The sequence below is a fragment of the Streptomyces sp. NPDC058637 genome (genome assembly GCF_042717325.1).
GTDB lineage: Bacteria > Actinomycetota > Actinomycetes > Streptomycetales > Streptomycetaceae > Streptomyces.
Genome location: NZ_JBHXRD010000030.1, coordinates 81,287 through 98,687, shown reverse-complemented (window position 1 = coordinate 98,687; position 17,401 = coordinate 81,287). Strand labels below are relative to the sequence as shown.

The following is a 17,401-nucleotide window of genomic DNA, read 5'->3' as shown; positions in this document are numbered from 1 at the left end:
TCCCCGCCCGCGCGCCGGCCGGGCGGGGCGCGGGGGGGGGGGGGGGGGGGGGGGGGGGGGGGGGGCCCGCCGCCGCCGCCGCCCCCCGCCCCCCCCCCCCCGCCGCCGCGCAGTCGGTACGGTTCCGGTCCCTGCTCATCGACCTGGAGCGCTGCCGCCGGTCAACGCGTCGCGCCCCCGGACGGGCCGGAATCCTGGGCCTGTCCGGGGGCTGCGCCGCGCCTCAGGCACGGTGGTCGCGGATCGGGTCAGCAGGATCCGGGAGTGGTGGCGACCCGCTTGACGTTGACGGTCGCGTTGGCGGACAGGAGGTACGTGCCCTGCGCGTCGTAGATCTTGGAGACACCCGAGCTGGTGACGGTCGTGACGTTCTGCGTTGCCTTCTGGTTGACGTCGACGAATCCGGTCACCGGGCCCTCGGCCTCGCGCAGGACCTCCAGCACGCGGTAGGAGAAGGTGTCGGTGCCGGTCGGCCACCACACGCCCATGCCCTGGCCGCCGCCGGTCGAGCCGTCGCCCGAGCCCAGGCAGACCAGGCCGCTGGTGTGGAAGGACAGGGTGATGTTGCCGGATCCGTTGGCGTGCTCCACCGTTCCCTGCCACCGGCCGACGGGCGTGGAGGCCGACTTGGCGGATGCGGCGGAGGCGGCGGCCGGTGCGGTGGCGGCGGGCCGGGCACCGGCCACGGCGGGAACAGCCAGGGCTACGGACGCGGCCAGGGCGGTGGCGCAGAAGACACGGCCCACCCGGCGGGCGATGCGCTCCGCTCGCCCGTCTATTCGCGTGATCATGGGAGGTTCCTCTCATCGATGTAGATGCCATGGGGACCGGCGTGCGGTGCGGTCCGGTGCGCGGCTTCGGTCCCGCGCGCGGTCGTATCGAGACAGCGCGCGCGGTGACCGGGCACGGTGCGGTGGTTGGTGGGTGCGGTGCGGTGACCGGCCGGGTGCGGTGACCGGCCGGGTGCGGTCGCGTGTGGAGCGGACGCGGTACGCGTGTGAGGTCCTGCGGTGCGCGTCTCGACCGGCGCGGGTACGTGTGCCGATCCTGCGGCGCGCGGTGTCGGTCGTTCGGTCGGTCAGCCCAGTGCGCGGTTGAACAGCCTGAGTTCGCGGGCCAGCACCTCGGGCCGCTCCAGTGCCGGGAAGTGGCCGCCGTCCGGGAGGTCCTGCCAGTAGCGCAGGTCGGTGAAGCGTTCACGGGCCCAGGCCCGCGGCATCCAGGCGTCCTTGGGGAAGACCGAGCAGCCGGTCGGTACGTCCGTGGCCCGCATCGGCTCGTCCGTGAAGCTCTCCCAGAACAGCCGGCCCGACGAGGCCCCGGTGTTGGTGAACCAGTACATGGAGACGATGTCCAGCAGCCGGTCGCGGCCGATGGCCTTGTCGAGGTCGCCCTCGTGGTCGACCCACTCCCAGAACCGGTCGAGGATCCAGGCGAGCTGACCGGCCGGCGAGTCGGCGAGCCCGTAGCCGAGCGCCTGCGGACGGGTGGACTGGATGGCGGCGTATCCCGAGCGGTTCTTGCCGAAGCTCTGCATGCGCGCCATGGCGGCCCGGTCCCGCTCGTCCAGCTCGACGGAGTGCTCCGGCGGCCTGGCCAACGGCATCGTCAGGTGGATGCCCCGCAGGTGCGCGGCGTCGGTGCTGCCGAGCGCCGCGGAGACCCAGGAGCCCCAGTCGCCGCCGTGGGCCACGTACTGGTCGTAGCCGAGCCGTGCCATGAGCGCGGCCCAGGCCTCGGCCGTCCGCTGCACGGTCCAGCCGGTTCCGGTCGGCCGGTCGCCGAAGCCGTGGCCCGGCAGGGAAGGGCAGATGACGTGGAAGGCGTCGGCCGGGTCCGGCGGGTCGGTGAGCAGCTGGATCAGGTCGAGGTACTCCACGATCGAGCTGGGCCAGCCGTGGGTGAGCAGCAGCGGTACGGCACCCGGGTGGGGCGAGCGCACGTGCACGAAGTGGATCCGCAGCCCGTCGATCTCGGTGGTGTACTGCGGGAAGGTGTTCAGCCGGGCCTCGGTCGCCCGCCAGTCGTATCCGTCGGCCCAGTACCCGCACAGGTCCTGGACGGTCTCCAGTCTCGACCCCTGGGACCAGTCGTCCACGGTCTCCCGGTCCGGCCAGCGTGTGCTGTTCAGCCGGGCGCGAAGATCCTCGAGATCCGCCTGCGCGACTTCTGCCCGATAGGGCTCAATGACTGAACTCACCCCGTGTCCTCCCTACTGGCTCGTTTCATTCGCTCCGACGCTAGGGACGGCCGCTACAGAACCGGTCGAGTGCCGGAAAGCTCCGGGAATCCGGCTGGTTCTCGCCCTGCGGTGTGGCCGGGGCGGTGCGGCGATACAGCGGGTGGCGATGCGGCGATGCGGCGGGAACGTGGTCGGACCGGGTGGCGCCGGGCGGTGCGCTGTTCGACCGTTACTCCAGTACGGACTGCGACCGTGCACGGGCTTCACCCCGGCATATCCGCCTTTCGGAAGGAATCGCTGTGATCACGTTCATCAACCGATTCGAAGTCACCGGGTCGATCGAGGAGTTCGAGGCCGCGTTCGAGGAGACCTCGGCGTTCTTCGCCGCCCAGCCCGGCTTCGTCGGGCACCGCATGCTGAAGCACCTGAACGCACCGGGCCGGTATGTGAACGTGGCCGACTGGACGGACGAGGAGTCCTTCCGCCGGGCGCTCGGCCTGCCGGAGTTCGCCGTCCACCGCACGGCTCTGCAGAAGCTCGGCAGCAGCGAGCCGAACATCTACACGCCGCTGCTCGAACGCGTCGCGCACTGAGCCCACCGCTGCGGCCTCGGCGGCCAGGACCCGTACGGGCGACGAGCCCTGCGGTCGCGGCCGCCGACAGTGTGTCCGGCCCCGCCCGGAAGCCCCCGGGTCACCCTTCGCCGCGCCCGCCGTGCCGGGCGGCCGCGATCGATACCTCGACGGTGCGCAGCGGGCTTCCGTCGCTTCCGGTCACGGTGGACCGGCCCTCGCTGGTGAAGCCGTCCCCCTGCTGGACGGCCCGCTGGTCGATGGCCACCCAGGCGACACAGTCGCCGTGTTCGTCGTAGACCGGCTCGGAGAGCCTGAAGGCGAAGGCGCCGGGGCCGGTGGCCGTCCAGGTGCCGGCACCACCGGTGGCCATGAAGACCTGGCCGTCCGCGGTGAAGTGGAAGGTCTGCGTGAGAGTCCCCTGCGGCCTGGTGATCTGCGCCGCCCATGCGCCCGCGGGTCCGCTCCGGTGCGTTGTCACTGACATGGCCGGACCATGCCCGGTCCGCCTCGCGTCCGGGTCGAACCGGCGAGGGGAAGCACACTCGGACCACGCCCGGGCCCGCACCCGTACCCGGGCCGTCCGCGTCCGTGAGGATCTCGCCGATCACATACCGGCCCTCGCCCGGTTGGCCGCCCGTGGTACGAAAGCCCCGACCGGCGGACCCGCCCACTCGGGCAACTCCGCGGCCGGCGGCTTCCGTAAGAAATCCGGTGGGCCGCACGCACCCGCCGCGGGAGGATCGGTGCCCATGGCCCTCGTACTCCCGCCCCGGCTCACCGCTTCCGCACGCGTCCTCCGCGACACCGCCCGGCGGCGCGGCCTGCGGACCGTGCAACTGCCCGACTTCCAGGTGCCCGAGACACTGCGGGACGGGGACGCGTACCTGCACGCCGGTCCGGCCTTCGCCGACGCCGTGGCTCCCGCACTGGGCATCGCGCCGCTGGAGGCACCGGCCGACTGGCTGGCCCGGCTGCCCGCCTCGTTCGTCCGGCGTGAGATCCGTGCCGTGCCGATCCGTGAGGCGTACGGGCTGCGCCGCCCCGCATTCGTCAAGTCGCCGAATGACAAGAACATTCCGGCTCTGGTGTACGCGGACGGATCCCGGCTGCCGGGGCCGGACGCGGTCGATCCGGAGACGGTGGTGCTGGTGAGCGATGTCGTCACCTTCGAGGCGGAGTACCGGCTGTACCTGCTCGACGGACAGGTGCACACAGGCAGCCGCTACGCCGAGTCGGGGCGGCTCCATCTGGGTCCGCTGTCCGCGGCGGCGCACGCGTTCGGTGCGGAACTGCTCGCTTCCGCCGGACACACCCTGCCGTCCGCGATCGTCGTCGACGCCGGACCGACCGAAGCGGGGCAGTGGGCGGTCGTCGAGGCCAACGCCGCGTGGGCCGCTGGTGCTTACGCCTCGGACCCGGACCGCGCGCTGGACGTGGTGCTCAGGGCCGCCGGTCCTGCCGCACAACTGGCTGAGCGGGACCGCCCGTTCGTCCGTCGGCCTCCCCTCCCCCGTTGTCCGTGAGGCAGCGGGTGACCGGCACCCTGAAGTCCCGGGCGTGGACGGCGCGGACGGCGCGGACGTCGCGGGCGTCGTCGGGGCCGTCCATCCGGCGCGCACCGCCCGCCGCGGTCTTCTCCGGGGCGAGGGCACGTCAGCGGCAGGACGCCTTCAGCTGGGCCGCCGCGTGGTGCGCGCCCACCAGTGCCGCGTCGCCCCAGTCCCTCCCCCGGTCGATCAGCTGCACGGCGAAGGTGTCGCCCTTGACCGGGTAGCTCCGCACGTCGACCGGGGCGCCCCGGTGTTCCGGCTGACGCACCGCGAAGCCCGTATAGGCGGAGTCCGCGTCATTCGGGTCGGAGAGCACCCGGTACACGGTGGGACTGCCCGCCACGTCGCTCGCGCGGACGCTGCTCGGCACGAAGACCGTCAGCGCGCACTCGCTGAAACCGTCACCGAGGTGCCAGGTCCAGACGGCACTACTGCCCCGGTCCTCGTCCGGGCTCCCGGACATCGGGACCGCGCTGAACCGTCCGTCGCACGAACTGTCCCTGAAACCACCGGTCTCGACGGTGTACCAGCCCGCGTCACCGTTCTCGAAGCGGCCGTGCTCGACGTAGTCGCCGGTCGTGCAGCCGGGTCCCGCCCAGACCGCGTAGCGGTAACCGCCGGTCCGCCCGGGCGGCTTCGCCGTCTCCTCCGCCGGATCGTCCGGGCTCTCCGGGTCCTCGCCACCGATCCGCGTCGGGGCTCCGCCGCCGATCGGGGCGGGCGCGGTCCCGGCACGGCCGGCCGCCTCCGGGCGTCCGCCCCCGTCGCCCGCGGCGAGCAGCGACACGGCGGTCGCCAGACTGCCCACGGCGACGACGACTCCGGCCGCCAGCAGGGCTTTTCGCCTCCGGGGCAGGGTGGAGACCCGGCCCATCAGCGTCTCCTGCGCGATCCAGGAACCGCTCCCGCCGGCCGATCGCGCCACGGAACCGCGCCGGGGACAGGCCATGCCCGGCAGCTGACCCGCGTGTTCGCCGCCGCAATGTTGGCACCTCATGGCAGCACACCTTGCCAGTGCCCGGCGCCGGTCGGGAGAGTTCCCGCATTATTCGCCCGACGGTCCGCCGGTCAGGAGCCCGTCAGCGCAGTCCGTGAGCGCAGTCCTTCAGCACAGTCCGTCAGCGCAGTTCCTCCGGGCACGGTGTGCCCGGCTGCAGTTGGTAGGGCGCGGCCAGCCGGTAGACCCCCGGCCGCGGTGCGAGCAGCTCGGTCCACTCGTCACCGTCCGGGCCCTCCTCCACCTTGATCAGGCAGCCGTGTGCGTTGGTGAAGTCCTTGGGGGCGTCCCCGTCCTCCTCCGAGCGCTTCCTGGAGGCCTCCGTCTCCTGCGGCCGCTCCACACTCTCGCCCTCGTCGTCCACGACGGCGAGCCAGTGCGAGTACGGGATCCGGATCAGCACCCGGCCCGCCGACCGCACCCGGATCGTCAGCTTGTCGTCACCGGCCCGCTCGACCGTCGCGGGCGGATCGGCGAGCGGCACCGGGTCCAGGACCCGGAAGAGCTTCCAGTTGGCGTCGCTCCAGACCGGCCTCAGGTACGGCTGGCCCTTCTCGACGAGCTCCGCCTCCTGAACCGCCCCGCTGGAGTCCGGCTTGCCCTTCGGCAGCACCACGTAGTGCACGGCCCAGCGGTCGAGCCATTCCCGGTAGTTCACGGGGTTCAGGGTGTCGTCGTAGAAGAGCGGGTTGCGCTTCATGTCGGCCTGCCGGTTCCAGCCGCGCGCCAGGTTGACGTACCCGGCGAGCGCCGAGGCCTCCCGGTGGCTGCTGGCGGGGACCACCTCGACCCGGCCCCGTTCCGCCCCGGCCTTCTGGAGCTGGTTGACCAGGGGGGCCAGCTCGCGGTTCCAGGAAGCGGTGGGGGCGGTACGGACGATGTCGTCGACGCCCTTGAAGCCGATCCAGAAGTTCAGCCCGGCGAAGGCGATGACCAGCGCGTACCAGCGGCGGGTACTCGGCTTCGTGTACGGGAGGGCGGCGAGCAGCACGACCCCGGCGAACAGCATCGCCATGCGCGACACGTTCGAGCCGATCTGCGAGTCGATCACGTACGTCAGCAGAGTCCCGACGCCGTACACCGCGGCGGCCGTGCGCACGGTGTACCAGTCCCGGGGTACGAGGACGAACACCAGGACGGAGAAGACGAACGGCAGGGACAGGGTCCCGAGCGACATCGGCTGCGTACCCGAGAAGGGGAACAGCCACGCGGACAGCACCACGACCACGACGGGCGGCAGGCCGATCGCGTACGCCCCGGGACGCCGTTTGTTCAGGAAGAGCGCCGCGGCGACCACGCCGAGGAAGAGCCCGGCGACCGGGCTGCCCGCCGTCGCCAGTGCGGCGAGCGGCGCGGCGACGACGGCCTTCGCCCACCGCCTGTACCGCCACCGGTGCGGCCAGCAGAAGACGGCCGCGACCGCCCCCAGCGCGAACATCATGCCGAGCCCGAACGTCACCCGCCCGGACAGGGCGTTGCACAGGTAGGCGAAGGTCCCGGCGAGCGAGCACGCCAGAGGGTTACGGACGGCGGGCACCCGGACCAGGATCAGCGCGGTGAGCGCCGACGACACCGTACCGACGATCATCATCGTCGTGCGGACGCCGAGCAGGGACATCAGATAGGGCGACACCACGCTGTACGAGACGGGGTGCATGCCCCCGTACCAGGCGAGGTTGTACGCGGTACCGGGGTGGCGGCCGACGAACTCGGCCCAGGCGTCCTGGGCGGCGATGTCGCCGCCGCTGTTCGCGAGGAAGAAGAACCAGAGCAGGTGCACCGCCGCGGCGACCGCGGTCGTCAGCACCACCGGATGGCGCCACAGCCGGCGTCTCGGGGGCCGGTCCGTCCCGTCCCTGCCGCCGTCGGCCTGGGCCGGGATGCGGATGGACACACTCGTGGACGTCACACTGTCGTTCGCCCGCGTCGGCTCAGCGGTGGTCACTGCGACTCTCCCCGTCCTTGCCCGGGCCTGCCGAACCGTCGATGTACTGCACGGGCCTCATCCGTATGCGGAAGGACGCGCCCCGGCGGTCTTCCGTTGCTTTCGGACGCTAGCACGCACGTTTTTCTCCGCGCTGCCCCCCGGCGGACGGTCGGACGCCCCCGGTGCGGGGGCGCGGGACCGTATCGGCCGGTCGGACGCGGCCGGACCCGGCCAGGTGACGCGGGTCACGTGGCCGGGTCCGGTGATGCGGGTCAGGTGATGCGGGTCAGCTTGTCGCCGAAGGCCGGTTCCGTCATCTCGCTCTGCAGGGCGACGGGGGCGGACACCTTTCCGGTGCCGGTCCCGACCGTCACCTCGCCCACGACCGTGCCGGCCTTCGCCGCGTGCTGGAGCGGCTCCCCGCCGTCACCGAGGTCGAGCTCGACCTCGAGCCCACCCCAGCCGACCGCCTTCAGGTCCTTGGTGGAGACCACCGGGGTGCGGCCGCCGAGCCCGTTGTCGACGTACCCGACGACCTGGCCCTTCTTGACGACGGTGGCGGACTCGACACCCTTCTGGGCGGCCTGGATCAGCTTGAGGCTGTTCTGTATGGCCCGCTGCAGCTTGGCGTCGAGAGTCCCGTCCAGGTCGGCGCCCATCACCGCGCCGATGATCCGGCGGCTCTTCCCGTCGATGACGGTGTCGGCGGTCCAGACCAGGTTGCCGCCGGCCGGGGTGGAGGAGCCGGTCTTGATGCCGCTCACCCCGGGCTCCAGGAGGATCACGTTGTTGTTGTAGATCGTCTTGCCGATGGCGGGGATGTCCGCCTGGGGCATGTTGACGATCTCGCGGAAGACGTCGTTCCGCATGACCGCCTTGGCCAGCTTCAGCTGGTCCGCGGGCGTGGACCGGGTGGAGGACTCGAGACCGCTCGGGTCCGTGTACACGGACTTCGTCATCCCGAGGTCCTCGGCCGCCACGTTCATCTTCTCGACGAAGGCTTCCACGGTCGTGGCGTCCCAACGGGCGAGCAGACGGGCCACGTTGTTCCCCGAGGGGATCATCAGGAGCTGGAGCATCTGACGCTGCGTGTACTTCTGCCCCTCCTTGATCGGGGCCGTGGACTCGTCGGGACGGTTGGCCTCCTCGCCCGCCTTCTCGTCGACCACGATCTCCTCACCGTCCTGCTTGCCGGTGATCGGGTGGCCCTGGAGGATCACGTACGCGGTCATGATCTTCGCGACGCTCGCGATCGGCGCGGACTTCTCCGTGCCGTACGTGCCGATGGTGCCGACGCCCTCGACCTCGACCGCGCCCTGGCCTTCGGCGGGCCACGGCATGTCGAGCTTCTCGCCGTCGAAGGTGTACGTGGAGGCCACGGAGAGCCCCAGCGTGGGCTCGGGAAGCGGACGCACCGCCTGTGCGATCGCGAAGGCGACCACGAGGAGGAGCACCAGGGGTGTCCAGATCTTGATCCGTCTGAACACCGTGCGGACCGGGGTCTGCCGGGGCGGCGGGGTGTTCGTCAGCTCGGCGAGGAGGTCGAGCGGCGGCTTGGGCGGCATGGGCTGCTGCCGGGTCCGCTCGGCCTCGACGAGTCCGGCCACGGGGTACCCGGGCGTCCGGGACGCCTTGGCGGTGTCCGGCTTCGCCGTGATGTCCGGGGTGACCGTCGGGCCGACCGGAGGCGTGGACGCGCCGGCCGCACCGGGCCGTATGTCGTCCGCCCGCAACGGTACGAACTTGCTGGTCCGCTCGGCGGGGGCCTCGGGGGTGGGCTTCGGCTCGAGGTCGGACCTCGCGGGGAGCTTCAGCGCGGTGGTCGGCTGGTCGGCCTGCTTCGGCCGCAGCGCCTTGAAGACGGTGGTCGGCTGATCGATGCCTCGCTCGTCCCCGGCGGGGTCCGAGTCCTCGGGAGCGGGCTCACCGGCGGCCCGGGGGGCGGCCTCGGGAGTGGAGGGCTCCGTACGGGACTTCGGCACCCGGGGCGCTTCGGAGGAGTCGGCGGGCTCGTCGGCGTCGGAGGCCTTGCCTGCCGGGTCGGCCGCGTCGGCCTTCCCGTCGGCCTCGGGGTGCTCGTCGTCGGGCTCAGCCTGGTCACGGCCCTCGGGCCGCGTGCCGGTGCCGGCGTCGCCATCCGTCCGCGGCTGGTCGTCGGACTCGTCCCGCGCGCTGCCCTCGTCCCGCGTGCCGGCCGCGGCATCCGGGGCCGTACCGGCGTCAGGAGCGTCGTCCGGCTCGTCCTCGGCGGCGGAACCGGAAGCGGTGACGTCGGCGGGTTCGGTGCCGGAGCCCACTTCGGACTCCGCGTCGGCGTCGGAGTCCGAGCCGTCACCCGACCCTGCGGTGGTCCCCGAAGCCGTCACGGTGTCCGGCCGATCGCCGGACCTGGAGTCGGGCTCGGAGTCGGGCTCGGGCTCGACGGTGGACGGTGCGTCCGGCGCGGGCGCCACGGCCTCGCTCCTCGTCGCCTCGTCCGCCTCGGTGGCCCCAGCGGGCCCCTCGGCCGCCCCAAGGCCCGTGGAGCCCTCCTGAGGGGCCTCTGCGCCCTCCTCGGAGGCTTCGGGGCCCTGCGGCTCGCCGCCCGATGCGGCGGCGGCCTCGGCCCGGTCCGTGCCCGTTTCGCTTCCGACGCCCTCGGGTGCGTCCTCGGGTGCGTCCGTGGACGCGTCCGTGGACGCGTCCGTGGACGCGTCCGACGACACCTCGTCCGGGTCGTCGGCCGTGTCCGCGGAGTGCGGCGAGCGGAAGACCGCTGTCGCGGTATCCGTCACGGTGTCCGTCGTCCTGCCCGTCGTGCTTCCGGTACCCGCCGCGGCGACCGGTTCGCGGAACACGGCGAAACGCGGATCGCGTTCCTCAGCCGTCCCCGACGACTTCCGCTGCTCCGACTTGTCGGGGGACTCGCCCGCCACCGATGCCTCCTTGATGCGCCGCGGGGACATGCCCGCACTGTCCGAACCATCTACCAGTGTCCTGTGTGAACCCTTGGCCGGGCTGCTAGACGAGAACGACATACCTAACGGTTCCCTCACAAAGCACCCAGGCACCCTCGACAGACCAATGTGAGAGGGGTCACCCTGTCACTCATCCACGCGGGGAGGCATGGATGGGCAGGAGCCGCAGAACAATTCCGGAGGAGCTTCTGCTGCTCGCTCTGGACCCGACCACGGGTACCACAGCGCAGCCGCAGTCGCTCGACCTCGGCCTGGCCGGGGCACAGCTAGTAGAGCTGGCTCTGGCAGGACGGATAGCCCCTGACGGGGATCGTATCGCCGTGGTGATGCCACGGCCGACAGGAGATCCGACTCTGGACTCCGCACTGGAACTGCTGCGCCGTCGCGGCAGCCCGGTTCGGGCCGTCCACTGGATTGGCGGGCCCCGACTGGGACTTCGCCAGATCTACCTCGCTCATCTGGAGCGGTGCGGCATGGTGCATGCCGTGGCGGGCCAGATGTGCGGAGTGCTGCCGACGACTCGCTACCAAGCGACGGACACGGCGATCAGCCGGGACATCAAAGCCCGGCTGGACAGTGCGATCCGCACCGGCGTACCGCCGGACCCGCGGACCGCGGCGCTCGCCGCACTGGCCCACGCGGTCGGACTCGGCAAGCACCTGTACCCCGGGAACGAGGGGCGCTCATCGCGCTCCCGGCTCCGGGACCTGATCAGACACGACCCGATGGGCGGTCTCGTGGCGCATGCCGTGATGGACGTCCAGAACGGTGTGGCCGTCCAGCCACGCCGTAATCAGCAGACGGCAGGGGTGCCGTTGCAGCCGCAAGCCCAAGCGCGTAGCGGCAGCATGGCGCACACCTCCGTCCACTGACCGCACGACCGCGCGGACAGTTGCGCGGAGCACCGAATACCGCCGTGCCGTCGTCCCCATGACCCGGTTCGGGAGCCGCACCAGGCGCGGGGCAGCCGGATCCACCGGCTGCCCCGCGCTCTTGCGTGCCGTCGATTGCGTGTGGCCATTTCCCAGCGCGGCCGGGGCCCCGGGTGGCAATCTGCTGAGCAAGCAGATACGCACAGCTACAACAGCTGCATAGCCGGAGGTGCCGTTCCCGTGCCGACCAACGTCAATCCCACTGTCAGGCGACGCCGGCTGGGTCAGGAACTGCGCCGCCTCCGCGAGATCAAGGGCATGACGGCCGAGGAGGTGGCGGAGCGGCTGCTCGTCTCGCAGTCGAAGATCAGCCGCCTGGAGAACGGCCGCCGATCCATCAGCCAGCGCGACGTACGCGACCTGTGCGGGGTCTACGAGGTCGAGGACCACCGGATCGTCGACTCGCTCATGCAGATGGCCAAGGACTCCCGGCAGCAGGGCTGGTGGCACGCATTCGGCGACATCCCGTACAGCGTCTACATCGGTCTGGAGACGGATGCCGCCTCGCTCCGCGTCTATGAGTCGCTGATCGTTCCCGGGCTGCTGCAGACACGCGAGTACGCGCAGGCGGTCATCGAGGGAATGTGGCCCGAGGCCACACCCAGCGAGATCGACAAGCGAATCCAGATCCGCCTGAAGCGCCAGGATCGCCTCACCGACCCCGTCAATCCGCTGCGCTTCTGGGCGGTGATCGACGAAGCGCTGCTGCGCCGCATCGTCGGCGACCCGCAGACGATGAACGCCCAACTGCTCCACCTGGCCGAGTTGAGCGAACTACCGCACGTGACACTTCAGGTGCTGCCGTACGACGTGGGCGCACATCCCGGCATGTACGGAAAGTTCGCCATCCTGGAGTTCCAGGAGACGATGGACGCCAGCGTCGTCTACCTCGAGGGCGTCACGAGCGACCTGTACCTGGAGAAGGCCAACGACGTCCAGAGTTACGCCGTGATGTACGAGCACCTCCGGGCCAAGGCCCTGAGCGCGGAACAGTCACGTGAGTTCATCCTCGCGGCAGCCGACAACTGCCGACCCTGATCAATTGTCCTGGCTCAATCCGCCAGGAAAAGCGGCAATATACGCCCGCGCGACCCTGTCCAGGAAGCCCCCAAAGGAATGTTTCACCCAAAGGAGTGAAGGCCGCTCACCTTCGATGAGGCCGCAGCGTAGCGTCGCCCATGAAGTCGCCGACTCGCAGCGACTGGGCACGCAACGCCCGACGACTGCCCCGATCATCGGAGTCACCATGCTGTTCAAGCACGACAAGCTGTCCGAATGGACCAAGTCCTCGCATTCCGCCGTAAATGGGGATTGCGTCGAGGTCAAGACGGCCGGGCACAATGCCGTGGCGGTGCGCGATTCGAAGGATCCGCACACCGGGATCCTCGGCTTCGCGGCCGACTCCTGGTCGGCATTCCTCTCGGACGTCAGCCGGACCTCGCGGCGCTGAGGCCGACCGAAAGGCCGGCCTACCCACGCGAGCCGCCCCAGCCACGCCCTCTCGACTGGTCCGCCGTCCTGGCCGAGAGGGTTGCTGCTCACTCAGGGAGTAGCCGACAGGCTGCGGGTCTTCACCGTGACAGGGTCGTCCGAACCCAGCACGCGCTCGCACAACGGCAGGTTCAGGCGCGCGAGCGCCTGAGCTTCGGCCACACGGCCGGCGGCCGACAGCGATGCGGCCAGCCCCGCCCGGTTCGTGAGCAGGTAGGGGTGCTCAGGCCCCAGAGCCCGTTCCTGTCCTTCCACCGCAAGCCTTGCGAACGAGATCGACTCCTCCAGCGCACCGCGCTCGGCCAGGATCCAGCTCAAGAGGATCGTGGCCGAGAGCGCCAGCGCGTGCTCGGCGCCATGTACGCGCCGCCGGTCCGACAGTGCCCTTCGCGCGACGGGTTCCGCCTGTTCGTACCTGCCGAAACGATAGAGGCCGAAGGCGAAGTTATGGCGACTCGTGACGGCGGCCAATGAGTCATTCCCGAGGAACTCCTCACAGAGGGAGATGATTTCCGGGCCGACACGGTCGAATTCTTCGACTTCACCGGCAACCGCCAGGTATTCGATGAGCAGAGCCCGGGCATAGAGGGTGTCCGGATGATTCTCACCGAGAACCCGTCCTCGAACTTCCTGAGCCTTCCTCAGAGCCGCGACACATTCTTCGACACGCCCCAGTTGGCCAAGTGGTTCGTGAAAGGAAAGGAAGCTCTGCAGTGTTTCCGGGTGTTCTTCGCCGAAGACCCTCTCCCGGCCGTCCAGAACCTTCCGGTGCAGCGCCTCGGAATCCTCGAACCGCCCCAGCCTGAAGAGAGCCAGGGCCGCGTCGTGGCCGGCGCCGAGAGTGAGCGGATGATCCGCCCCCAGACGCGTCTCCGCCACCATCGCGGCAGCTTGGGCCACATGCAGGGAAGCCTGATAGTCCCCACTCGCGAAGACGTGCTGGGCCAGCAGATTCGCGACCCGGACCACGCTGACTCCGGTGTCGTGATCCGCCACCAGTCGAAGCAGGTTCATCACGTGCGGAATCAGTCTCCGGACTCGGCCTTCCGCCACTCCGCCGCCCACCTCGGCGGGGATCTCCGCCGCGAGCAGACGTGCCGCTCCCTCGACCAGGAGCGGCTTCTGATCGTTCGGCACCGAGGTCGCGACACTGTCGAGCAGCACTCCGTGCGTCTTGACGCACCGCACGACTTCGCCGCTCTCCTCCGAGTCGACGAGCGAGATCATGGAGTGATCCAGCAGGCCCCGGAGAGCAGTCTCGACCCGGCCGCCGGGCAGCGGCGGCTCCACGGCACCGAGATCCACCGCGCCCACGGACAGGGGACGCAACAGTGACAGCGGAACCGGGTCGGAGCTCCAGCAGGAGAGCAGGCGGAGCAGCGACTCGCACTCGGGAACGCCGTTCTCGGCCAGGGCCCGCAGAGAGATCTCCCATGTCCGCCCGACGAGTTGCCGGGCATTCCCCTCCGAACTTCCCGGTGCCGCACCCCGGTCGATCAGTTCGGTGGGATTCTCGTCGAGGTGGCGCCGGTAGTCGCTCATGGACCAGCTCTCCAGAAGTTGACGGGACAGAAAGGATCCGGCCAAGGTCAGGGCGAGTGGAAGACATTCGAGCCTTCTGGCCACGATTTCCGCCTCATGCGGAGTACCCGCGTCCGGAGCGAGGTCATGCAGCACCAATGCGGCGTCTTCCAGCGGAAGTACACCCACCTGGTGCAGCTCCGCCCCGCTCCACACACGTGAGCCGGCTGCGCGCGTGGTCACGACGACGGTTCCTTGCGGACTGGACCTGAGCCATGCGCCCTCTTCGAGAGCCGCGGGATCATCCGCGTTGTCCAGAACCAGGAACCAGGGCTGTGCCGAATAGTTCAGGTAATGCCACACGAGATCGGCTGCCGCGCGGCGCCCGTCGTACGCGGCGGCGAGCTCGGAAGTCTCCGCCCCACGATCGGCGGCCACGGCAAGCATTCCCGCGCGCAGTGTGGCCCGCTCGGAGGCGTTGACCCACAGCCCTGTGCGGCCGCCTTGGCCCGCGACCTTGTTGAAGAGGGTCTGGGCCACAGCGGTCTTGCCGCAGCCGCCCGTTCCGTGTAGAACATGGATTCGGCCGCTCTCGAGCTGCATGGACGGCCCGGAGAGGGATGAACCCTGGTCCGGCACCCGGTGGTCGTGGTTCTCGGTGACGTGCTGGTCGCCGACCGACTGGTGGACACGGCCTCGTAGCCCCGGTGTCCTGCCCTGCACGAGATCTTCCGCGTGACGCTCGGTCCCGCCCCCCGTTCGTTGGTGTGCCGATCGCGACCGGTCTGGTAGACACGGCCGCTACCGGAAACCTCGGCGCTCCTCTGCCCTCCACGGCCGTTGATCACGCCGACAGCAACGAAGTCGGCGCCGCTCACCCAACTCTCTGAATTGGAGTGAACATGGCTATACGTCAGGGTGCTACGGAAAGATGGATGAAGTCGTCGTTCTCCGGCGGCAACGGAGCATGCGTGGAGATCAAGTCCCCCGCCACACTGATCATTGCCGTACGTGACTCGAAGGCCCCCGAGGGCCCCTCACTCACCTTCGCCTCCGGCGCGTGGAACGCATTCGTGTGCGACGTGGCAGAGGGTCCCGTCGGCGCCTGACAGGCGCGCGACCGGCGCCTGCACCGGTCGCCGCGCACACCGACAGGAGCCCTCTCGACTGATCCGCCGTCCTGGCTGAGAGGGCTCGGGCCACCCCACGCGACCTGCTCCGACATGTCGGCCCACCCGCACGGCCGCGTGGCCGACAGTTGTACAGCGCGTCAGCACTCGGAGGCCTTCAACACACGAGACCTTCAGCGCTCAGACCCCGGTTCTTCAGCTCCCCTCCTTCTTCCGGCCGCACGGGACCCGCATCCCGCGCGGTCGTTCTGCGTTCTCGGGCGTTCCTGATGTCGGTGCTGCTTCGATCTCCGCACCGCCTGACGAAGTGCCCGCTCATCGTGTGGCCGTGGTCACGTTCACGACAACGCCCCGCTAGGTCAAGAAAAGGCAAAATCGTTCGCCTTGCTGATCTGTGTTCATATCCTTGACCGTGAGTGGCTTGACCGAGGAGCCGAACAGACGGTTCAATCCCCCAAGTCCCCCGTTCCCGCACGGGGGCACCGCTGAACGGCCGTACTGACGAAGCGCGTTCCCGTTCACAAGGCGGACCCCTGGAGGGGGCACATGAACAGTCTCGACTGGGCCGTGCTCATCGGCTACTTCGGTGTGATGGTCGCGATCGGACTCTGGTCGCACAAGCGCGTGGACAACGTCAGCGACTTCTTCACGGCCGGCGGCAAGATGCCGTGGTGGCTCTCGGGCATCTCGCACCACATGTCCGGCTACAGCGCGGTGATGTTCACCGGCTACGCCGGGATCGCGTACCAGTACGGCGTCACGTCCTTCGTGACCTGGTCACTGCCGATCGCCATCGGCATCGGCATCGGTGCGAAGCTCTTCGCGCCCCGGCTCAACCGGCTGCGCTCGCGCCTGCACGTCGCCTCGCCGCTCGAGTACCTGAAGAACCGCTACAACATCCAGACCCAGCAGGCCCTGGCCTGGTCGGGGCTGCTGCTGAAGATCGTGGACGTGGGTGCCAAGTGGGCGGCCATCGCCACGCTGCTCTCCGTCTTCACGGGCATCTCCCTCACCCAGGGCATCTTCATCACCGGCGCCATCACGGCCGTCTACTGCACCGTCGGCGGGCTGTGGGCCGACGCGCTCACCGAACTCGGGCAGTTCATCATCCAGCTGTTCGCCGGTCTGGCCATGCTGGTGATCGTCATGAGCAAGCTGGGCGGCTTCAGTTCGCTGTGGACTGTCTGGGACAAGCTTCCCGAGGGCCACACGGACCCGACGGCCGGGCCCTACACGGTGACCTTCCTGCTGGCGTACCTCTTCATCAAGACCTTCGAGTACAACGGCGGCATGTGGAACCAGGCCCAGCGCTACATGGCCACGGACTCCGCGCGCTCCGCGACCCGTTCGGCCCGGCTGTCCGCCATTCTGTGGCTGGTCTGGCCGGTCGTGCTCTTCTTCCCGATGTGGGTGGCCCCGCTGCTCGTGGAGGCCAAGAAGCCCGACGCCTCGGACAGTTACGCCCTGATGACCGAGCAGCTGCTGCCGCACGGACTGCTGGGCCTGGTCGTCGTCGGGTTCTTCTCGCACACGATGGCCATGTGCTCCTCCGACGCCAACGCCATCTCGGCGGTGTTCACCCGGGACATCGCGCCGGTCTTCTCCAAGGCGGCCCGCACCTGGAGCAACCGCAGCGGGCTCATGGCCGCGCGGCTGTCCACGCTCGCCTTCCTCGCCCTGTCCATGGCACTGGCGACCCAGATCAACTCGCCGACGTTCAAGGACATCATCTCGGTGGTCATCAAGTGGGTGGCCGGCCTCATGGGTCCGATCGCGATCCCGTTCATGCTGGGTCTGCTGCGCAGGTTCCGCAGGTCGGGGCCGACGGCGGCGCTCACCAGCTGGGCGGCGGGCCTGCTCGCGTTCTACCTCACCAACTACAACTTCGACGGTTCGGTGAAGACGGACGTCGCGCTGCAGTACCAGGTGGCGTTGCCGCTGGCGATCTCGCTGGTGCTCTACATCGTGATCGGGTTCATCAAGCCGGAGGACACCCCGGAGCGGGACGCCCTCATCGACTTGATCAATTCGGACGACGGGGGCCCGGCGGGCGGGTCCGCCGCGGCGGCAGTCCCGGCGCAGCAGACAGGCCCGGACGGCACGGTGGTGCCCGAGGGGGTGAAGGACTGACCCGCGCGT

General features: G+C 70.0%; 14 protein-coding genes. 7 read left to right on the top strand and 7 right to left on the bottom strand.

Annotated features, from left to right (window positions below; genetic code table 11):
* Positions 1–248: 248 nt before the first annotated feature.
* Both ACFWVP_RS26645 and ACFWVP_RS26640 read right to left on the bottom strand, forming a co-directional pair.
* Complete coding sequence (locus tag ACFWVP_RS26645; RefSeq protein ID WP_384500368.1) at positions 249–791, bottom strand: hypothetical protein; 543 nt, start codon at positions 789–791, stop codon at positions 249–251.
* Positions 792–1,078: 287 nt separating this feature from the next.
* The gene (locus tag ACFWVP_RS26640; protein WP_384500367.1) at positions 1,079–2,200 is read right to left on the bottom strand and encodes an epoxide hydrolase family protein; all 1,122 of its coding nucleotides are present in this window, start codon (positions 2,198–2,200) and stop codon (positions 1,079–1,081) included.
* Positions 2,201–2,481: 281 nt separating this feature from the next.
* Here ACFWVP_RS26640 and ACFWVP_RS26635 point away from each other — a divergent pair, with 281 nt between their 5' ends.
* Entirely contained in the window at positions 2,482–2,775 is a 294-nt protein-coding gene (locus tag ACFWVP_RS26635; protein ID WP_384500366.1) for an antibiotic biosynthesis monooxygenase family protein, read from the top strand.
* A 100-nt stretch (positions 2,776–2,875) separates the two neighbouring features.
* Here the strand turns inward: ACFWVP_RS26635 and ACFWVP_RS26630 are convergent, their stop codons facing one another.
* A complete protein-coding gene (locus ACFWVP_RS26630; protein ID WP_384500364.1) occupies positions 2,876–3,241 on the bottom strand; it encodes a hypothetical protein in 366 nt (121 codons plus the stop codon).
* Between the two features lie 265 nt (positions 3,242–3,506).
* Here ACFWVP_RS26630 and ACFWVP_RS26625 point away from each other — a divergent pair, with 265 nt between their 5' ends.
* A complete protein-coding gene (locus ACFWVP_RS26625; RefSeq protein WP_384500363.1) occupies positions 3,507–4,280 on the top strand; it encodes an ATP-grasp domain-containing protein in 774 nt (257 codons plus the stop codon).
* 130 nt (positions 4,281–4,410) lie between these two features.
* On the opposite strand, the gene ACFWVP_RS26620 is transcribed toward ACFWVP_RS26625, so the two are convergent.
* The 3 genes from ACFWVP_RS26620 to ACFWVP_RS26610 all read right to left on the bottom strand — a co-directional run bounded on the left by ACFWVP_RS26620 (position 4,411) and on the right by ACFWVP_RS26610 (position 10,176).
* Positions 4,411–5,304 (bottom strand): adhesin, encoded by an 894-nt coding sequence (locus ACFWVP_RS26620; protein ID WP_384500362.1) that lies wholly within the window; start codon positions 5,302–5,304, stop codon positions 4,411–4,413.
* A gap of 121 nt (positions 5,305–5,425) precedes the next feature.
* A complete protein-coding gene (locus tag ACFWVP_RS26615; protein ID WP_384500360.1) occupies positions 5,426–7,249 on the bottom strand; it encodes an MFS transporter in 1,824 nt (607 codons plus the stop codon).
* Positions 7,250–7,503: 254 nt separating this feature from the next.
* Positions 7,504–10,176: a D-alanyl-D-alanine carboxypeptidase gene (locus tag ACFWVP_RS26610; protein ID WP_384500359.1), complete on the bottom strand. Its 2,673-nt coding sequence runs from the start codon at positions 10,174–10,176 to the stop codon at positions 7,504–7,506.
* Positions 10,177–10,340: 164 nt separating this feature from the next.
* On the opposite strand from ACFWVP_RS26610, the gene ACFWVP_RS26605 reads away from it, so the two are divergent.
* From ACFWVP_RS26605 to ACFWVP_RS26595, 3 genes are all read left to right on the top strand, one after another.
* Positions 10,341–11,060 carry a GPP34 family phosphoprotein gene (locus tag ACFWVP_RS26605; protein WP_384500358.1) on the top strand — a complete coding sequence of 240 codons (720 nt, stop codon included), beginning with the start codon at positions 10,341–10,343 and terminating at the stop codon, positions 11,058–11,060.
* Between the two features lie 240 nt (positions 11,061–11,300).
* Positions 11,301–12,158 (top strand): helix-turn-helix domain-containing protein, encoded by an 858-nt coding sequence (locus tag ACFWVP_RS26600; RefSeq protein WP_384500357.1) that lies wholly within the window; start codon positions 11,301–11,303, stop codon positions 12,156–12,158.
* A gap of 208 nt (positions 12,159–12,366) precedes the next feature.
* On the top strand, positions 12,367–12,570 hold the full coding sequence (locus ACFWVP_RS26595) for a DUF397 domain-containing protein (protein ID WP_384500355.1): 204 nt from the start codon (positions 12,367–12,369) through the stop codon (positions 12,568–12,570).
* Positions 12,571–12,662: 92 nt separating this feature from the next.
* Here ACFWVP_RS26595 and ACFWVP_RS26590 read toward each other — a convergent pair whose 3' ends face one another.
* Positions 12,663–14,855, bottom strand: coding sequence for a tetratricopeptide repeat protein (locus ACFWVP_RS26590; RefSeq protein WP_384500353.1), 2,193 nt, complete (start codon positions 14,853–14,855; stop codon positions 12,663–12,665).
* A 179-nt stretch (positions 14,856–15,034) separates the two neighbouring features.
* Between ACFWVP_RS26590 and ACFWVP_RS26585 the strand changes: the two genes are divergently transcribed.
* Both ACFWVP_RS26585 and ACFWVP_RS26580 read left to right on the top strand, forming a co-directional pair.
* The gene (locus tag ACFWVP_RS26585) at positions 15,035–15,241 is read left to right on the top strand and encodes a DUF397 domain-containing protein (protein WP_384500352.1); all 207 of its coding nucleotides are present in this window, start codon (positions 15,035–15,037) and stop codon (positions 15,239–15,241) included.
* Positions 15,242–15,808: 567 nt separating this feature from the next.
* Positions 15,809–17,392 carry a sodium:solute symporter family protein gene (locus ACFWVP_RS26580; RefSeq protein WP_384500350.1) on the top strand — a complete coding sequence of 528 codons (1,584 nt, stop codon included), beginning with the start codon at positions 15,809–15,811 and terminating at the stop codon, positions 17,390–17,392.
* Positions 17,393–17,401 lie beyond the last annotated feature (9 nt).